This is a genomic window from Pseudomonas sp. Lb2C2 (assembly GCF_052112205.1).
Lineage (GTDB): Bacteria > Pseudomonadota > Gammaproteobacteria > Pseudomonadales > Pseudomonadaceae > Aquipseudomonas > Aquipseudomonas kilonensis.
Window position 1 is genome coordinate 1 of record NZ_JAUTYW010000011.1, and the last position, 16070, is coordinate 16070.

Consider the following 16070-nt stretch of genomic DNA (forward strand, 5'->3'; position numbering starts at 1 on the left):
CCCGTGTATCTGTCAAGCGGTTATTTTCAGAAGTTTTCAAAGTTTCGCTTCGGAAACATCAACAACTTCAACCACTTGCGCTTCCGATCTCTCGTTAGCGGGAGGCGAATTCTACAGCGTTACTCGCTGCTGTCAACACCTCTTTTTCACCGCTTTCGACCGAGAAGATCGAACCGCCGATAGAGCCAAACAACACCGCTCTACCTGCTCCTTCCGGGCTTCGATGACCTGAAGCCCAACACCCTCGAAACTTACTTAACTCATTGAACCTCAAGGAGTTTTCCGTTTCGACTGCGCCGGAAGTGGGGCGAATTATAGACTTCCAGAATCTGCCGTCAACCCTTAATTTGATTTTTCTATCTTGAGCCCGACACGACACTTAAATCTGCCCGGTATATAGACGGAATCGTCGCACATGCGCAATATACTGCTCAACGCAGCCTCCCCCGCCTTTATTCTGGACGACACTTCGTAATGACACCCCCTCCACATCGCAGCCTGGCCTCCACCTTGTACCCGGTTGCCCTGCTATTAATAGCCATGGCTTCCATTCAGGCGGGGGCCTCCCTCGCCAAAAGCATGTTCCCGGTAGTGGGCGCCCAAGGCACTACGACGCTGCGACTCATTTTTGCCAGCCTTATTATGCTGTTGATGCTACGCCCCTGGCGCGCCAAACTCACCGCCCAATCCCTGCGCACCGTGATCGTTTACGGGATGGCATTGGGCGGCATGAACTTTCTCTTCTATATGTCGGTTCGTACCGTTCCACTGGGTATTGCCGTGGCGCTGGAGTTTACCGGACCTCTGGCAGTCGCCATTTACGCCTCGCGCCGGGCAATCGACTTTCTCTGGATTGCCCTGGCAGTGGTTGGCCTGCTGCTGCTCATACCGACCGGCGCGACCAGTTCCGGTATCGATCTGGTTGGAGCCGGCTACGCACTGGGCGCAGGGGTTTGCTGGGCGTTGTATATCCTGTTTGGCCAGAAAGCCGGTGCAGACAATGGCGTACAAACCGCCGCATTGGGGGTAATGATCGCTGCCCTGTTCGTTGCACCGATTGGCATCGTCCACGCGGGCGCCGCACTGCTCACACCGAGCCTGATCCCAATCGCCATCGGCGTCGCCGTCCTGTCTACGGCCCTGCCCTACACCCTGGAAATGATCTCCCTGACACGAATGCCAGCCCGCACTTTCGGCACCCTGATGAGCATCGAACCGGCAGTCGCGGCCCTTTCGGGGCTTGTCTTTCTCCAGGAGTACTTGTCCCTGGCCCAATGGTTAGCCATCACCTGCATCATCCTCGCGTCGGTCGGCGCAACGCTGACCATGGCCAACACCGCGAAGCCTGCCGTCGCGGCAGATTGAAGCAGGATTTAACGAAGGTCTGGTATTTGCCGCGCATTTAGGCCATGTTTAGGCCAGTAACCTAATGTCAGACATGGATTTTTTCATACAGGACGTCATGAACGCTTCAAGCAAGAGCGAACACGATCGTACGTGGACACAAGATCCACGACGATCATAAGGACGGGAATGAAACGAATTTTGATACTGATCGCCGTACTTGCAGTAGCGGGCTGTGCGGCAACATCGAAAACTGAAGTCAAGCGCGGTAAAAAAGGCCTGCACATCAATTGCTCCGGCCTGTCTTCATCCTGGGATCAATGCGCCGCCAGTGCCGCCAACTCATGCGCGCCCAAGGGTTACAAGGTCATTGCCAAGTCCGGCGACGCCGTCGAAGAACCCGGGGATTATCCCTTCGGGCTCAATCCCGCCGGCTATACCAGCCGCAGCATGATCGTCATCTGTAAATAGGCCACGTCAGTCGAGCCCTTGTTCGGCCATTCGACGACGGATTTCCTCATGACTGGACTTGAGGACGTCACGCTGGACCTGCGGCGTGACCAGCATCCGCGCAACAACCAACGCTCCCACGCATTGAGACAGGATGGCCCAGGCCAGGCTGTCACTTCCCAATATCCGCGCCCAACTCTCGTGCAAACGACAAATCCATGTTTGCGCCGCCTCCCTCACCTGAACATCCGATCGCGCGATCTCGGCGCCCAGCACCGGCAACGCACACCCTGCTTCGGGCTGCTCGACGTGGCCCATGCTCAAGTACTGCTTGAGGCAGCGCTCCAGCTTCATTGAGTCCATGGCCCCATCGCCACTCAGGCGATCCAGGCTGTGGGCCAACTCCCGCTCAACAATGGCCTTGAAAAGCTCATCCTTGGAGGAAAAGTGGCTATAGAACGCACCGCCGCTCAACCCGATCGCTTTCATCAGGCCGTCGACACCGACCGTGGAAAAACCCGATTTCTTGGCAGAGACGGCACTGCTGGCGAGGAGTTTCTCGCGGGTTTCCATTTTGTGATTGGCTGAATATCGCATGGTCCTGCCCCTGATCGCTCACCTTGACGCTTGCCGGATCTTAGCATAACGTCCGTTTAGTTAACGATCGTTTACCAATGAGGCTGACCATGAATAACAAGAAGGTCGTACTGGTTGTTGGCGCGGGCGATTCCACCGGCGGAGCAATTGCCAAACGCTTTGCGCAGGAAGGTTTTGTTGCCTGCGTTACCCGCCGCAGCGCCGACAAACTCGAGCCTCTGGTGGCTGGAATCCGCGCCCAAGGCGGCGAAGCCCACGGGTTTGCCTGCGATGCACGCAAAGAAGACGACGTCATCGCACTCATCGAGCAAATCGAGAACCAGATCGGCCCAATCGAAGCCTTTGTGTTCAACATCGGCGCCAACGTCCCCTGCAGCATCCTCGAAGAAACCGCACGCAAGTATTTCAAGATCTGGGAAATGGCCTGCTTCTCAGGTTTTCTCAATGCGCGGGAAGTGGCCAAGCGCATGGTCAAGCGCCAGCGCGGGACGATCCTGTTTACCGGGGCAACGGCGGGATTGCGCGGTGCTTCGGGGTTCGCCGCATTCGCAGGCGCCAAACATGGCATCCGCGCACTGGCCCAGAGCATGGCCCGCGAACTGGGACCAATGAATATTCATGTGGCCCATGTAGTGGTGGACGGTGCCATCGACACCGACTTCATCCGCGATAATTTCCCAGAGAAATATGCCACCAAGGATCAGGACGGCATCCTGAACCCTGAACACATCGCCGACAATTATTGGTATCTGCACAGCCAACCCCGAGACGCCTGGACCTTCGAGCTGGACCTGCGGCCCTGGAGCGAGCGCTGGTAAACCCTCCCCTCACAACAACAAGAGAGCATATCCCATGAGCAAATCGGTGGAGTTTTACTTCGATTTCGGCAGCCCGACCACGTACCTGGCCTACACCCAGTTGCCGACGCTGTGCGCGCAGACCAACAGCCAGTTGATCTATCGCCCTATGTTATTGGGCGGCGTCTTCAAGGCAACCGGCAATGCATCACCGGCGACAGTGCCGGCCAAGAACCCTTACCTGTTCAAGGATCTGAATCGCTTCGCCAAGCGCTACGGCGTTGCGTTCCAGTTCAATCCACACTTCCCCATCAATACACTGCAACTGATGCGCGCGGTGACCGGCATGCAACTGCGCCATCCCGAACGCTTCGAGGCCTTCGTCGATTGCCTGTTCCGCGCCTTTTGGGTGGATGGCCGCAACCTCAATGACCCGACGACTGTCGCAGCAGTCCTGAATGAGGGCGGTTTCGACGCCGACTACGTACTGACCCTGACGAACGACGAGCAGGTCAAGCAAGCACTCAAGACCGCCACCGAAGAGGCCATCGCACGGGGCGTGTTCGGCGCCCCGAGCATGTTTGTCGGCAACGAGTTGTTCTTCGGCCAGGATCGGTTGGACTTCGTCCGTGAAGCCCTCGCCTGATCCTCTACTTCAAATTGCCATCGTTCGCGTGTTGAGCCATTGCAATGCGTCACCATCCAACAACGGGCTCAAGCGACGCTGAACCTCGGCGTGGTAGGCGTTGAACCAATCTTTTTCGTCCTGGGTCAGCAGCGAAGGTTCCAGGCAGCGGGTGTCGATCGGGCACAGGGTCAGGGTTTCGAACTCAAGGAACTCGCCGAACTCGCTGCTTCCGGCTTCACGATTCAACACCAGGTTCTCGATGCGCACACCCCAGCGACCGGGACGATAAGTGCCCGGTTCGATGGAGGTGATCATGCCAGCCTGCATCGCCGTTTGCGGCGCGGTAGCAGCTTGATAGGCAATCACCTGCGGGCCTTCGTGGACATTGAGGAAATAGCCGACGCCATGGCCGGTGCCGTGGCCGTAATCCACCTGCTCCGCCCAGATCGGTGCACGAGCGATAGCATCCAGCAACGGCGAAAGAATGCCCCGCGGGAATTTGGCCCGGGACAGGGCAATCACGCCCTTGAGTACGCGCGTGCAATCACGTTTCTGCTCAGCGGTGGGTGTGCCGACCGGCACCATGCGAGTGATGTCGGTGGTGCCCCCCAAGTACTGGCCGCCGGAATCGATCAGCAACAGGCCATCACCTTCGATGACCGCATGGGCTTCTTCCGTGGCGTGGTAATGAGGCATCGCGCCGTTGGCGTTAAAGGCGGCGATGGTGTTGAAACTCAGGGAGACGAAGTCCGGCCGGCGCGTGCGGGCGGCGGTCAGGTGCTCGTCGATGGTCAACTCGGTGATGCGCTCGCGACCCCAGGCCCCTTCCAGCCAGGCGAAGAACTCACAGAGCGCCGCGCCGTCCTGCTCCATGGCCCGGCGGATGTGCTCGGCGTCGGCCAGGCTTTTGCGGGACTTGGCCAGCGTCGTTGGATTCAGACCTTCGACCAGCTTCACGCCGCTGCCCAGGTTATCCAGCAAGCCGACCGTCACCCGCGCCGGATCGATCTGCAAACTCGCGCCGTCCGGCACTTCACGCAACGCGGCGGCGGCTTCGCTGTAATCGCGCAGGGTCACGCCGTCCTGTTCAAGAACGGCACGCAGCGCTGCGTCAACCTTGTCCAGGGCCACGAACAGCGTTGCCTGTTGCTGGCTGATCAAGGCGAAGGAGACGAACACGGGGTTGAACGACACATCCGCGCCGCGCAGGTTGAACAACCAGGCGATGTCATCCAGCGTGGCGATGAAATGCCAGTCGGCACCACGCTCTTGGAGGGATTCGCGCAACTTGGCGAGTTTCTCGACCCGGCTGACGGTCGCCTGGGGAGGCAAATGGGCATAGACCGGCTGATCCGGCAAGCTAGGGCGATCGCTCCAGGCCTCCTGGAGCAGATCAATGTCGGTACGCAACCGCGCGCCGCGTTCCGCAAGCTTGCCACCCAGGGTGCGGGCCGATGCCACGGCCATGACCGCACCGTCGACCGCAACCACCCCACCCTCAGGCGTTTGTTCCGCCAGCCAGTCCAAGGGCCCAGGCTGGCCGGGAATGAGCTTGACCAGCTCGATACCACTGCCCTCCAGCTCCTTGGTGGCCTGCTCCCAATAACGGCTATCGGCCCAGACGCCAGCGAAACTGCCGGTCACGATCAAGGTACCCACCGAGCCATGAAACCCCGACAGCCATTGCCGCCCCTGCCAATAGCCCGGCAAATATTCGGACAGATGCGGGTCGGCCGATGGCACCAGCAGCGCATGAATGCCCTCTCGGCTCATCAGTTGGCGGATTTTGGCCAGGCGCTGGGGAACCAGTCCATGGGGCAAAGGCTCGGTGCTCATTGTTTCTCCTGCTCATTGATATTGTTGTTCGATGCCGAAGACGGCTTATGGGGTCGTGGCCCAGAACGCCGGCGCAGTCGCGCACGCCGCCTGGATCAACCGCACCGCCTCGTCGATATCCTGTTCAGTGGTAAAGCGGCCCAGGCTCAAGCGAATGGTCCGCCCGGCCGCACGCGCATCGTGCCCCAGGGCCAGCAGCACGTGGGACGGGGTGTTGTGCGCCGAATTGCAGGCCGAGGTCGCGGAAAATGCAATCGATGCGCCTAATGCTACCGGGTTGAACTCACCTTCGTTGAAGGTCAGGCTCAGCGTATGGGGAATCCGGCGGCTCGCACTGCCGTTTATACACACGCCGGGCAAGGCCAGCAGCGGCTCAAGCAAACGATTGCGCAACCGGGCGATTTTAGCGAGTTCTTCGTCGAATGCCTCGGCCGCAAGTTCGAATGCGGCGCCCATGGCTGCGATCTGGTGGGTCGCCAGGGTCCCGGAGCGCAAACCGCCTTCATGCCCACCGCCGTGAATCTGCGCCGACAGCCGTGGCCGAGCACGGTCGCCGACGTAGAGCGCACCGATACCCTTGGGGCCGTAGATCTTATGCGCGGAAAAAGACATCAGGTCCACCGGCCAACGAGACAGGTCGATCTGCACCTTGCCGGCGCCCTGGGCTGCGTCCACATGAAACAGCGCATGATGCTCGCGAACGATCTCGCCGATGGCGATGACGTCGTTGACGGTGCCCAACTCATTATTCACCAGCATCAGCGACACCAGGAACGTGTCTTCACGCAACGCCTCGCGAACCGCTTGCGGACTGATCAGGCCCTCGGCGTCCGGCGCCAGCCAGGTCACCGCAACGCCGCTCTCTTCAAGCTGGCGCGCCGTATCGAGAATCGCCTTGTGTTCGATCAGACTGGTGATGACATGGCCGACGGAACCACCGCGCGCCTGGGCCACCCCTTTGAGGGCCAGGTTATTGGATTCGGTGGCGCCGGACGTCCAGACGATCTGTTCGGGCTGAGCCCCGACCAATTGCGCCACCTGCTGGCGGGCGCGCTCCACCGAGCACCGGGCCTCCTGGCCGAAGGCATGGGAACTGGAAGCCGGGTTGCCAAAGTTGCCGTCAAAGCCCAGACACTCGACCATGACCCGGATGACCCGCTCATCCACCGGGGTGGTGGCGGCGTAGTCGAAATACAAAGGACGTTTATTCATAGGAAACTCGCAGAGCCTGCTCCGGGATCAGGCGCCCTCGTTGGGTTCGAGACTAGCAATACCTGATCAAAGACCTTAAAGAAGTCGGACTTCGTTTAAAAGTGCGTAGGAACGCTCCTGAACAGCGAGCTTAGCAGGCATCGCGTCGAAGCTCAGCCCTCAACTGATGCTTTCGAGCAACAACGGATACAGCGAAGCGACCAACAGCAGTGCCATACCCCAGTTGAACAGGCGCAACCAGCGACGATCACGCAACAGGTTGCGCAGCAGGCTGCCGCACACCACCCACAGGCTCACGCTTGGCAGGTTGATCAGGGCAAACACCGCCGCAATTACCAACACGTTGAAGAAATAACCCTGGAGTGGCGTGTACGTACTGATGGCACCGATGGCCATGATCCAGGCCTTGGGATTGACCCATTGGAACGCCGCGGCGCCCCAGTAGCTGATCGGCGTATTGTCCCCCGGCTGGCTTTCCGAAACCGGGCCGGAGTGGGCTATTTTCCACGCCAGATACAACAGGTACGCCGCGCCGATGTAGCGCAGTGCGGTATAGAGCAGTGGATAAGTCTGGAACACCGCGCCGAGGCCAAGGCCCACCGCCAGCACCAGGGAAAAGAAGCCGCAGGTAATACCCAGCATGTGAGGAATGGTGCGGTTGAAACCGAAGTTGACACCCGAGGCCAACAACATGGTGTTGTTAGGGCCAGGCGTGATCGAGGTCACCAGGGCAAACAGGGCGAAGCCCAGCAGCAGGTCAAGCGAAAGGGTCATGTCAGGTCAGTCCATCAGGGCAGGTCAATCAAGCCATGACCCTACCCCACGCCTTGGCGCAAACCCACGGACAGTTGGGCAAAACTTTAAGCGGTACAGTCCCTCAGCTTGACCGGCCTGGCTGCTGCACGACTCGTTCAGCACTCATTTGGCCCTGATCGTCGAAACCCACGTTTTTCTGCGACGAGCCGAGCAGCTCGGCTTTTTTCGCGTGGTACTCATCGAACGAAAGGCCACGGCGATTCAAGGCTTCAAGGGCCAGTTCGCGGGTCTCGTCGGCGGTGTAGGGGCGCAGCTCCGGGGAAGAACTGGCGCAACCGCCCAGGAGGGTGGCGGTCAACAGCAGCAAAACAGCAAAGGTACGGTTCATGGCAAGTATCCGGTGTTCTGGAGTGGGGCGATGAACAAAGGCTACCCGCCAGCCCTGTGCGGCAGAAATCAACCCTCTCGATAGTGGCTATTGCCTTTGCGGATCAGCCGCTGCATTCAGCCGACCAACTGGCAATGCAGCGCGTTGTCCAGGCTGCGCTCGATGTTGCGCAGCACTTGGAAGGAGCCGAACGTCACGGCTTTGGCTCGATGCGCCTGAATCAGCCGCCAGAAATCCTGCTCGCCACTTTCGAAGCCTTGAAGCGCCGCCTCGCCTGCCTCGCGGGTTTGCCACTGCAAATAGTTGAGCACCCGCCGACCATCCTCGCTGGCCTGGATACTGGCACTCAGGAACCCCTGGTGGTCCCGAGCCAGGCGCTCGGTCTGTTCCGACAAGGCGGTTACCAGCGCCTGCTGCCATTGCGGTTCGATATCGAATTCCATCAACTGGGTGAAACTGCGATTGTTCCTTGGTGATTGCATGAACGGTCCCCTCTGCACGTAAGGCGGATCTTGCGATCCGAACGCGTGCAGGGTAAAACCTCAAGTTAACTTGAGGTCAAGCAGTGAATTGAAGCGATGACACAGATCGATGTCCACAAGGAACTCACCGTCGGCCAAGTGGCCACCCGCAGCGGCGTGGCAGTCACGGCCCTGCACTTCTATGAATCCAAGGGGCTGATCAAAAGCACGCGCAACCAGGGCAACCAACGTCGCTACTCACGGGCAGTATTGCGCCGCGTGGCGCTGATCAAGGTTGCCCAGCGCCTGGGCATTCCCTTGGCGGAAATCGGCGAGGCGTTGAAAAACCTGCCGGACAACCGTGCCCCAACGGCCGCCGACTGGCAGACCTTGTCGGCGCAGTGGAGCCGGGACCTGGACGAGCGCATCAACCAATTGGTGACGCTGCGCGATCGACTCAACGGCTGTATCGGCTGCGGATGCCTGTCGATGGAAGCTTGCCCGCTGCGCAATCAGAGCGATGTGCTGGGCAAACACGGGCCAGGGGCTCACCTGTTGGAGCAGCCGTGAAGCGTTCGTCGGGACATGAGCCCGCCCACGGCGGCTGACCTATAGTGGATGGGCGCAAAACCGACGAAGACTCTCTTCGCCTCCCATAACAACAAGGAGAACCGTCATGGGCGTCAAAGCCATTCCCGAAGGTTTCCATAACATCACGCCCTACCTGGGCATTCAAAAAGCTGCCGAAGCCATCGACTTCTACAAAAAAGCCTTCAATGCCACCGAGGTCATGCGCCTGGCCATGCCCGACGGCGGCATCGGGCATGCCGAACTGCGGATCAACGGTTTTCCGATCATGCTCGGCACGCCTTGCGACCAAGGCCCACTGAGCAACCCGGACAAATCGCCTTCGGTCGGCCTGCATTTATATGTCGAGGACGTAGATAGCGCCTTTTCCCAGGCCATTGCTGCCGGTGGCACAGTGATTTCCGAGGTCAAGGACCAGTTTTACGGTGATCGTACCGGCACCTTGAAAGATCCCTATGGGCATCTGTGGTTCCTGGCGACGCACAAGGAAGATCTGAACCAGGAACAGATCGAGCAACGGGCCAGGGAGATGTTCCAACAGCAAGGCTGAATTGCCCAGAGGCTACCTGCCCTTGTGGCGAGGGAGCCTCGCTCCCTCGCCACAAAAGACACCGAAACTAAACGCGAAACATTTTCTTTCATCTTCCCCTTCAGGATTGCGATCGCTCGTTCGTCTTAATTAGATGCAGTAGGCCGCGTCGGCAAAAGCCACGGTCTGCTTTTTTGCGGTTCACGGTATTGCGAAGCCCGTAATACCGAACCTTTCATCGAATCAAGACGTTCAATCATGTCGAAGAAGTCCCGCTCCAAACTCTGGTTCCTGGTCCATAGCTGGCTGGCATTGCCCATCTGGTTTTTCGTGCTCATCGTTTGCGTCACTGGCACCCTCGCGGTGGTCAGCCAGGAGATTGTCTGGCTGGTCAACCCGGAAATGCGCGCCAGCAAGCCTTCGGACGATGCCCAACTGCTCAGCTATGACCAGGTGATCGCCACGATCAAGCAGGCCCAACCGCAAACCCAGGTGCAAAGCATTGTCCGCCCGGACGAGTCGCATTTTGCGCTGGAGGTCAACGTGACCTACCCCGACGGACGCCCCGACAAGGTCTACGTCAACCCCTACAGCGGCGTCATCCAAGGCTCGGCGCCGACGTTCAACTTCAGGGGGTTTACCCGTGCCCTGCATGGCTGGTGGCTGGTGCCGTTCACCAACGGCTACAGCTGGGGCTGGTACCTGGTGTCCTTGTTGGGGCTGCCGTTGCTGGCCTCGTTGGTGACCGGACTGGTGGTCTACAAGCGTTTCTGGAAAGGCTTTTTCCGCCCGACACTGCGGATCCGCCACGGCGCACGAATTTTCTGGGGGGATTTCCACCGACTCAGTGGTATCTGGTCGATCTGGTTCATCGCCGTGATTTCCGTTACCGGCCTCTGGTTCCTGATCGAAGCCCTGCTATCGGACAACCAGATATCCATTTCCAGCGAACCGGTCATCCCGGTGGTGGCCCGTGAAAACGTTCCGTTGTCAGTCGACGGCCTGGCACCGCCACAGTTGAACCTGGACCGGGCCATTGAAATCGCCCAGCAACGCATCCCGGGATTGGAAGCGAGCTTCATCAGCCTGCCCGGCAATGCCTACAGCCATCTGGAGGTCGGCGGCCGTGGTTGGTATCCGCTGATGTTCCAGACCGCCACCATCAATCCCTACAACGGTGACGTGGCCGCCTCGCGGCTGCTGTCCGACCGCACGACGCTGGAGTTCGTCACCGAATCCATGCGTCCCTTGCACACCGGCGACTTCGGCGGCCTCTGGATCAAGCTCATCTGGTTTTTCTTCGGTCTGGTCCTGAGCATGATGGTCCTCAGCGGGCTGCTGATCTGGACCAAACGCACGGCCCTGGCCACCGCCAATGCCTTCAAGCGTAGCCAGAAACCCAGCCGTGAAGCCCGAATCGCACCGACATTGCAGCCGTCCATCCACCGTGAATCGTCGGAGGGCAGCCTGTGAATCCGTCCAATACTGCCTCATCACCGTCACGCCTGAGTCTGTTCTGGCATAAATGGCGCTTCCACCTCAACGTGCTGTTGCTGCTGATTCCCCTGGGGTTCATGCCCAAATATTTCTCCGAAGCCGCACTGTTCCGCGGTGATGCCGGGCTTGGCGAGCGGGAAGTCGGCGAAGTCCAGGTCGGCCCCTGGAACCTGCGCCTGGCGGAGTTTCGCAACGAAGCCCCACGCGTCCAAGGGCCTGCCGGCCCCATGAAACATTTCAACGCGGCTCTGTGCGAACGCTGTATCGGCCAGGTCAAGGCTACCTACCTGCGCATCGGCAAACCCCGCAGCCTACGGGCTGCGGGAGTAATTTTCTTCGGCTCGCCCTATCGCATGGGCGCCTTGTTGCCGGTCCCGCCAAAGACCCAGCCCGATGCCGAACTGTGGATAACCCTCGAGGGTTGGGACGGTTCGATGCACCAGGCCTCCATTCCCCTGAGCCAGGCCTCCCCGGCCACCGTCGCCTGGCTGAAGAACCAAGGATCCAAACCATGACCCTGCGCACCTTATCCAACGGCCTGGCGTTGCTGTTCTGCGTCGGTGCAAGCACCAGCGCCCTGGCTCACAACCCGATGTGCGAATGCAAGGCCATCGACGCCGAGCAGATCCAATGCACCGGCGGTTTTTCCGACGGCAGCGGCGCGCCCGGGGTGACCCTGGACGTAATCGGCTATGACGAGACCATCCTCGTCCCGGGCAAGCTCGGTGCCGACTCGAAGCTGACCTTCAAGAAGCCGGACGCTGAGTTCTACGTGCTCTTCGACGCCGGCCCCGGCCACGTGGTGGAAATCGACCAAGCCGACATCGAGGCCCCATGACCAACGCCACGACTCAAGTCATCCGCCCCGCTGGCGCGGGCCATGAAACCCTGTATGTGTTGCTGCTGTGCCTGGTCATCGTGCTGGTCGCCGGGTCTGTGGTGGCCTGGCATGGCAAAGCCGAAGACACCACGCACCTGGCCTCGAACCAACTCGACGCCCGCCGCGACCTCAGCGCCGCTGAGCAGGGCATCTACGCCGACCTGCGGGTGACCCTGGATGAAATCCGCTTGCTGCGCGAAGACCAACCCACCCTGCCCGGCCCGCAAACCCTGGCCGAAGAAGGCTTCGCGCCGTTCGCCCAGGACGCCAGCGCTGTCAGCCGGGGCGGCCACGCCTGGCAACAGCTGCAGGACCAGGCCTACTTCGGCGCCAGTGCCAATTCTTCCGTCGCAGGTTCGTTTCTGATGCGCATCGGCGAAGCGTCCGACGCCGCGCCGGACATCTGGCTCAACCGCAGCAATGGTCTCGCGACACCTACCGCGCTGGACGACGCCGCTTTGTCCGCCGCCGGCTGGCAACAGATCGTCGCGCAATTCGATGCCGGCGTAACCCGCCAGCACCGGCACTGACCCCACGCCTTCATTCGAGAGAAGACCGTTTGCCCATGCCTATTGCATCCCAACGCCGCCCCTTGCTGCGCCTGCTGCTGATCGGCCTGCTGGCCTGCCTGTTCACCTCGCAGGCGTACGCCGAAACAGCCAAGCGCCTGCGCATCGGCATCACCCTGCACCCTTATTACAGCTATGTGGCGAACATCGTCGGCGACAAGGCCGAGGTGGTGCCGCTGATCCCGGCCGGTTTCAACCCCCACGCCTATGAACCACGGGCCGAAGACATCAAGCGCATCGGCGGCCTCGACGTGATCGTGCTCAACGGCGTGGGCCACGACGACTTCGCCGACCGCATGATCGCCGCCAGCGAAACCCCGAACGTGAAGGTGATCGAGGCCAATGAAAACGTGCCCCTGCTGGCTGCCACCGGCACAGCGGCCCGTGGCGCGGGCAAGGTCGTGAACCCGCACACTTTCCTGTCCATCAGCGCCTCCATTGCCCAGGTCAATAACATCGCCCGGGAATTGGGCAAGCTCGACCCGGACAATGCCAAGGCCTACACCCAGAACGCCCGCGCCTACGGCAAGCGCCTGCGGCAGATGCGCGCCGCCGCCCTGGCGAAGCTGACCCAGGCCCCCAATGCCGAGTTGCGGGTCGCCACGGTGCATGCCGCCTACGACTACCTGCTGCGCGAATTCGGCCTGGAAGTGACCGCCGTGGTCGAGCCGGCCCACGGCATCGAACCGAGCCCCAGCCAGTTGAAGAAAACCATCGACCAACTGCGCGAGCTGGACGTGAAGGTGATCTTCTCGGAGATGGATTTCCCGTCCACCTACGTCGACACCATCCAGCGTGAGTCAGGCGTGAAGCTGTACCCGCTCTCACACATTTCCTACGGCGACTACAGCCCCGAGAAGTACGAAAAGGAAATGGCCGGCAACCTCGACACCGTGGTCCGGGCCATCCAGGAGTCTGGCGCATGACCGTCCAGGAAACCCTTACCCTGCAGCACGTTGGCCCCTTGATTGAGTTCGCCGACGTCAGCCTGAACCTGGGCCGCACCACCATTCTCGACAGCGTGGCATTCCAGGTGGAGCCCGGCAGCATCCATGCCTTGGTGGGCCCCAATGGTGGCGGCAAGAGTTCGCTGATCAAGACGTTGCTCGGGCAGATGCCGCACCAGGGACGCTTGAGCCTGCAATGGCCAGGCGAGCCCGGTGTGATCGGCTACGTGCCCCAGGCGCTGGAGTTCGACCGGGGCCTGCCCATGACGGTGGACGATTTCATGGCGGCGATGTGTCAGCGGCGACCGGCCTTTCTCGGCTTGAGCAAGCACTACGCTGGCGCCATTGGCCAGGCCCTGGAACGGGTCGGCATGCAGGACAAGCGCAAGCGACGCATGGGCGCACTGTCCGGTGGCGAGCGCCAACGGGTGTTGCTGGCCCAGGGGTTGATTCCCGCGCCGCAATTGCTGGTGCTGGATGAACCGATGTCGGCCCTGGACGAGGCCGGTATCCAGGTGTTCGAGCAGTTGCTGCAGGACTGGCGCCAGGCCGGGATCACCGTGCTGTGGATCGAACATGACCTGGAAGCCGTCGGGCGCCTGGCCGACCGTGTCACCGGCCTGAACCGCCGGGTGCTGTTCGACGGCCCGCCTCGCCAAACCCTGACTCCAGAACGCCTGCTGACGCTGTTTTCCACCCATCCACGCACCAACGGGAGCGCTGCCTGATGAGTTACGAAGCCTTTCGTCTGATGGTCCAGGGCTGGGCTTCGGCCGGTTACCTGCCCGAAGCGCTGGCCTATGGGTTCGTGGTCAATGCGTTGCTGGCCGGGTTGTTGATCGGCCCGGTGCTGGGCGGTCTCGGCACGCTGGTGGTGGTCAAGCGTTTCGCGTTTTTCTCCGAGGCGGTGGGTCATGCGGCTCTGACCGGCGTGGCCATCGGCATCCTGCTCGGCGAACCCTACACCGGGCCATACGGCAGCCTGTTTGGCTACTGCCTGTTGTTCGGCATCCTGCTCAATTACCTGCGCAACCGCACCGGCCTGGCGCCCGACACGCTGATCGGCGTCTTCCTGTCGGTGTCCCTGGCCCTGGGCGCCAGCCTGCTGTTGATCCTGGCGGGCAAGATCAACGTGCACATCCTGGAGAACGTACTGTTTGGTTCGGTGCTGACGGTCAATGGCAATGACCTGCTGGTGCTGGCGGTGGTCGGCTCGCTGGTGATGGCCCTGGCCTTGCCGCTGTACAACCGCATCATGCTCGCCAGCTTCAACCCGCAACTGGCGGCGGTGCGCGGGGTAGCGGTCAAGACGCTGGACTACTTGTTCGTGGTGCTGGTGACGCTGATCACGGTGGCGGCGGTGAAAGTCATCGGCGCCATTCTGGTGGGTGCGTTGCTGGTGATCCCGGCTGCGGCGGCGCGCCTGCTCAGCCAATCATTGAAAGGCTTTTTCTGGTGTTCAGTGCTGATCGCCACCGTCAGCACCTTGTGCGGGATTCTCGCGCCCATTGTGTTCGACCTGCCGATCCCGTCCGGCGCTGCGATCATCCTGGTGGCGGGCATCGCCTTCGCCCTGAGCGCCATCGCCCGCGGTGTCGTCCCCAGCCTCAAAGGGAATCTTGGATAAATGGTTTTTTCATTGCGACAACTGACCCTGGCCGTGGCGTTATGCGGCGTGGCCGTCACCTCATCATTTGCCAGCGAAAAGGTCCGTCTGCTGGCATCGCTGCCGGTCACCTACGGATTGGGCGAGGCCTTGCTCAAGGGCACCGACGTCAGCCTGGAACGGGCCGCGCCCGCCAATCTGCCCGGCACCCGGCAGAGCGCCTACTTCACTGGCCGTGGCGCGCCGGCCTTGAGCAAACTGGCCAGCGATGCTGACGGAGTGATCGGGCTGCGCTCGCTATGGCCGGACGATCCGCTGTACCCCATGGCGCGACGCAGCAATATCCGCATCGTCGAAGTCGATGCCGCGCGCCCGGTGGACGGTGCCCTGCCCGGTATCGCCGTGCAGCCGGGCATGGCCGACGGCCTGGCGAGCCAGCCGTGGATGGCCAGCCATAACCTGGGACGCATGGCCGACGTGATCGCCGCCGACCTGGTGCGCCTGGCCTCGGCGGACAAACCGAAGATCGATGCCAACCTGGCGGCCCTCAAGCAGCGCTTGCTCAAACTCAGCGCCGACAGCGAAAAACGCCTCGCCAGTGCCGATAACCTGAGCGTGATCAGCCTGAGCGAGCATTTCGGCTACCTGATCAGCGGGCTCAACCTGGACGTAATCAGCACCGATACCCGGCCCGACGCCGAATGGACAGCCGAAACCCTCAAGCAGTTGAGCGCGACGTTGAAAGACAATGATGTGGTGCTGGTACTGCATCATCGCCAGCCTTCGGATGCGCTGAAGGCAGCCATCACAGAGGGAGGTAGCCAATTGCTGGTGTTGAGCACCGATGGCGCCGATCCGGTGGCAGAGCTGGAAAGCAATGTGGGGCTGGTCGTCACAGCGCTGACAGGAGGCTGACGGCCATCCCTTGTGGGGGCGAGCTTGCTCGCGATGAGGCCGGCACATCCAACATTGATGTCGGCTGACA

Annotated in this window: 20 protein-coding genes; 14 read left to right on the forward strand and 6 right to left on the reverse strand. The window is 61.0% G+C overall.

Features of this window, described 5'->3' with window-relative positions; translation table 11 throughout:
- Window positions 1-474 precede the first annotated feature (474 nt).
- Window positions 475-1365, forward strand: a complete 891-nt coding sequence (gene rhtA, locus Q7F16_RS27280) for a threonine/homoserine exporter RhtA (RefSeq protein WP_046065817.1) — start codon at window positions 475-477, stop codon at window positions 1363-1365.
- 168 nt (window positions 1366-1533) lie between these two features.
- Window positions 1534-1815, forward strand: coding sequence for a hypothetical protein (locus tag Q7F16_RS27285; protein WP_014337379.1), 282 nt, complete (start codon window positions 1534-1536; stop codon window positions 1813-1815).
- Window positions 1816-1821: 6 nt separating this feature from the next.
- Here Q7F16_RS27285 and Q7F16_RS27290 read toward each other — a convergent pair whose 3' ends face one another.
- Window positions 1822-2391 carry a TetR/AcrR family transcriptional regulator gene (locus Q7F16_RS27290; RefSeq protein ID WP_046065816.1) on the reverse strand — a complete coding sequence of 190 codons (570 nt, stop codon included), beginning with the start codon at window positions 2389-2391 and terminating at the stop codon, window positions 1822-1824.
- 89 nt (window positions 2392-2480) lie between these two features.
- On the opposite strand from Q7F16_RS27290, the gene Q7F16_RS27295 reads away from it, so the two are divergent.
- Together Q7F16_RS27295 and Q7F16_RS27300 are read left to right on the forward strand one after the other, a co-directional pair.
- On the forward strand, window positions 2481-3209 hold the full coding sequence (locus Q7F16_RS27295) for an SDR family oxidoreductase (protein ID WP_046065815.1): 729 nt from the start codon (window positions 2481-2483) through the stop codon (window positions 3207-3209).
- 34 nt (window positions 3210-3243) lie between these two features.
- Window positions 3244-3834: a 2-hydroxychromene-2-carboxylate isomerase gene (locus Q7F16_RS27300; protein ID WP_046065814.1), complete on the forward strand. Its 591-nt coding sequence runs from the start codon at window positions 3244-3246 to the stop codon at window positions 3832-3834.
- Between the two features lie 9 nt (window positions 3835-3843).
- On the opposite strand, the gene Q7F16_RS27305 is transcribed toward Q7F16_RS27300, so the two are convergent.
- The 5 genes from Q7F16_RS27305 to Q7F16_RS27325 all read right to left on the reverse strand — a co-directional run bounded on the left by Q7F16_RS27305 (window position 3844) and on the right by Q7F16_RS27325 (window position 8490).
- Window positions 3844-5652, reverse strand: coding sequence for an aminopeptidase P family protein (locus Q7F16_RS27305; RefSeq protein ID WP_409557380.1), 1809 nt, complete (start codon window positions 5650-5652; stop codon window positions 3844-3846).
- A gap of 45 nt (window positions 5653-5697) precedes the next feature.
- On the reverse strand, window positions 5698-6864 hold the full coding sequence (locus tag Q7F16_RS27310) for a cysteine desulfurase family protein (protein WP_409557379.1): 1167 nt from the start codon (window positions 6862-6864) through the stop codon (window positions 5698-5700).
- A 159-nt stretch (window positions 6865-7023) separates the two neighbouring features.
- A complete protein-coding gene (locus Q7F16_RS27315) occupies window positions 7024-7638 on the reverse strand; it encodes a LysE family translocator (RefSeq protein WP_014337373.1) in 615 nt (204 codons plus the stop codon).
- Window positions 7639-7741: 103 nt separating this feature from the next.
- Window positions 7742-8008, reverse strand: coding sequence for a hypothetical protein (locus Q7F16_RS27320; RefSeq protein WP_018600280.1), 267 nt, complete (start codon window positions 8006-8008; stop codon window positions 7742-7744).
- 116 nt (window positions 8009-8124) lie between these two features.
- Entirely contained in the window at window positions 8125-8490 is a 366-nt protein-coding gene (locus Q7F16_RS27325) for an antibiotic biosynthesis monooxygenase (protein WP_079301981.1), read from the reverse strand.
- A 96-nt stretch (window positions 8491-8586) separates the two neighbouring features.
- On the opposite strand from Q7F16_RS27325, the gene soxR reads away from it, so the two are divergent.
- The 10 genes from soxR (at window position 8587) to Q7F16_RS27375 (ending at window position 16000) form a co-directional block, all read left to right on the forward strand.
- Window positions 8587-9039: a redox-sensitive transcriptional activator SoxR gene (gene soxR / locus Q7F16_RS27330; RefSeq protein WP_409557378.1), complete on the forward strand. Its 453-nt coding sequence runs from the start codon at window positions 8587-8589 to the stop codon at window positions 9037-9039.
- 106 nt (window positions 9040-9145) lie between these two features.
- Window positions 9146-9607: a VOC family protein gene (locus Q7F16_RS27335; protein WP_046065810.1), complete on the forward strand. Its 462-nt coding sequence runs from the start codon at window positions 9146-9148 to the stop codon at window positions 9605-9607.
- A 237-nt stretch (window positions 9608-9844) separates the two neighbouring features.
- Window positions 9845-11059, forward strand: coding sequence for a PepSY-associated TM helix domain-containing protein (locus Q7F16_RS27340; protein ID WP_046065809.1), 1215 nt, complete (start codon window positions 9845-9847; stop codon window positions 11057-11059).
- Window positions 11056-11598 (forward strand): thiamine pyrophosphate-binding protein, encoded by a 543-nt coding sequence (locus Q7F16_RS27345; protein ID WP_409557377.1) that lies wholly within the window; start codon window positions 11056-11058, stop codon window positions 11596-11598. The genes Q7F16_RS27340 and Q7F16_RS27345 overlap by 4 nt, the downstream gene beginning before the upstream one ends.
- The gene (locus Q7F16_RS27350; RefSeq protein WP_409557376.1) at window positions 11595-11921 is read left to right on the forward strand and encodes a hypothetical protein; all 327 of its coding nucleotides are present in this window, start codon (window positions 11595-11597) and stop codon (window positions 11919-11921) included. The genes Q7F16_RS27345 and Q7F16_RS27350 overlap by 4 nt, the downstream gene beginning before the upstream one ends.
- Window positions 11918-12493 (forward strand): DUF6162 family protein, encoded by a 576-nt coding sequence (locus Q7F16_RS27355; RefSeq protein WP_046065806.1) that lies wholly within the window; start codon window positions 11918-11920, stop codon window positions 12491-12493. Before Q7F16_RS27350 ends, Q7F16_RS27355 begins: the two co-directional genes overlap by 4 nt.
- Window positions 12494-12528: 35 nt before the next feature.
- Window positions 12529-13458, forward strand: a complete 930-nt coding sequence (locus tag Q7F16_RS27360; protein ID WP_014339412.1) for a metal ABC transporter substrate-binding protein — start codon at window positions 12529-12531, stop codon at window positions 13456-13458.
- The gene (locus Q7F16_RS27365) at window positions 13455-14207 is read left to right on the forward strand and encodes a metal ABC transporter ATP-binding protein (protein ID WP_409557375.1); all 753 of its coding nucleotides are present in this window, start codon (window positions 13455-13457) and stop codon (window positions 14205-14207) included. Before Q7F16_RS27360 ends, Q7F16_RS27365 begins: the two co-directional genes overlap by 4 nt.
- Window positions 14207-15106: a metal ABC transporter permease gene (locus tag Q7F16_RS27370; protein WP_014339414.1), complete on the forward strand. Its 900-nt coding sequence runs from the start codon at window positions 14207-14209 to the stop codon at window positions 15104-15106. The genes Q7F16_RS27365 and Q7F16_RS27370 overlap by 1 nt, the downstream gene beginning before the upstream one ends.
- Window positions 15107-16000, forward strand: coding sequence for a metal ABC transporter solute-binding protein, Zn/Mn family (locus tag Q7F16_RS27375; protein ID WP_409557374.1), 894 nt, complete (start codon window positions 15107-15109; stop codon window positions 15998-16000).
- Window positions 16001-16070 lie beyond the last annotated feature (70 nt).

What these genes read in the sequence shown, in the direction of transcription:
- Q7F16_RS27310 (WP_409557379.1), bottom strand. Translation starts at nt 6,864, where the DNA reads ATGAATAAACGTCCTTTGTATTTCGACTACGCCGCCACCACCCCGGTG.
- Q7F16_RS27315 (WP_014337373.1), bottom strand. Translation starts at nt 7,638, where the DNA reads ATGACCCTTTCGCTTGACCTGCTGCTGGGCTTCGCCCTGTTTGCCCTG.
- Q7F16_RS27355 (WP_046065806.1), top strand. Translation starts at nt 11,918, where the DNA reads ATGACCAACGCCACGACTCAAGTCATCCGCCCCGCTGGCGCGGGCCAT.
- Q7F16_RS27325 (WP_079301981.1), bottom strand. Translation starts at nt 8,490, where the DNA reads ATGCAATCACCAAGGAACAATCGCAGTTTCACCCAGTTGATGGAATTC.
- Q7F16_RS27285 (WP_014337379.1), top strand. Translation starts at nt 1,534, where the DNA reads ATGAAACGAATTTTGATACTGATCGCCGTACTTGCAGTAGCGGGCTGT.
- Q7F16_RS27335 (WP_046065810.1), top strand. Translation starts at nt 9,146, where the DNA reads ATGGGCGTCAAAGCCATTCCCGAAGGTTTCCATAACATCACGCCCTAC.
- Q7F16_RS27375 (WP_409557374.1), top strand. Translation starts at nt 15,107, where the DNA reads ATGGTTTTTTCATTGCGACAACTGACCCTGGCCGTGGCGTTATGCGGC.
- Q7F16_RS27350 (WP_409557376.1), top strand. Translation starts at nt 11,595, where the DNA reads ATGACCCTGCGCACCTTATCCAACGGCCTGGCGTTGCTGTTCTGCGTC.
- Q7F16_RS27360 (WP_014339412.1), top strand. Translation starts at nt 12,529, where the DNA reads ATGCCTATTGCATCCCAACGCCGCCCCTTGCTGCGCCTGCTGCTGATC.
- rhtA (WP_046065817.1), top strand. Translation starts at nt 475, where the DNA reads ATGACACCCCCTCCACATCGCAGCCTGGCCTCCACCTTGTACCCGGTT.
- Q7F16_RS27300 (WP_046065814.1), top strand. Translation starts at nt 3,244, where the DNA reads ATGAGCAAATCGGTGGAGTTTTACTTCGATTTCGGCAGCCCGACCACG.
- Q7F16_RS27320 (WP_018600280.1), bottom strand. Translation starts at nt 8,008, where the DNA reads ATGAACCGTACCTTTGCTGTTTTGCTGCTGTTGACCGCCACCCTCCTG.
- Q7F16_RS27305 (WP_409557380.1), bottom strand. Translation starts at nt 5,652, where the DNA reads ATGAGCACCGAGCCTTTGCCCCATGGACTGGTTCCCCAGCGCCTGGCC.
- Q7F16_RS27295 (WP_046065815.1), top strand. Translation starts at nt 2,481, where the DNA reads ATGAATAACAAGAAGGTCGTACTGGTTGTTGGCGCGGGCGATTCCACC.
- Q7F16_RS27365 (WP_409557375.1), top strand. Translation starts at nt 13,455, where the DNA reads ATGACCGTCCAGGAAACCCTTACCCTGCAGCACGTTGGCCCCTTGATT.
- Q7F16_RS27340 (WP_046065809.1), top strand. Translation starts at nt 9,845, where the DNA reads ATGTCGAAGAAGTCCCGCTCCAAACTCTGGTTCCTGGTCCATAGCTGG.
- Q7F16_RS27370 (WP_014339414.1), top strand. Translation starts at nt 14,207, where the DNA reads ATGAGTTACGAAGCCTTTCGTCTGATGGTCCAGGGCTGGGCTTCGGCC.
- soxR (WP_409557378.1), top strand. Translation starts at nt 8,587, where the DNA reads ATGACACAGATCGATGTCCACAAGGAACTCACCGTCGGCCAAGTGGCC.
- Q7F16_RS27290 (WP_046065816.1), bottom strand. Translation starts at nt 2,391, where the DNA reads ATGCGATATTCAGCCAATCACAAAATGGAAACCCGCGAGAAACTCCTC.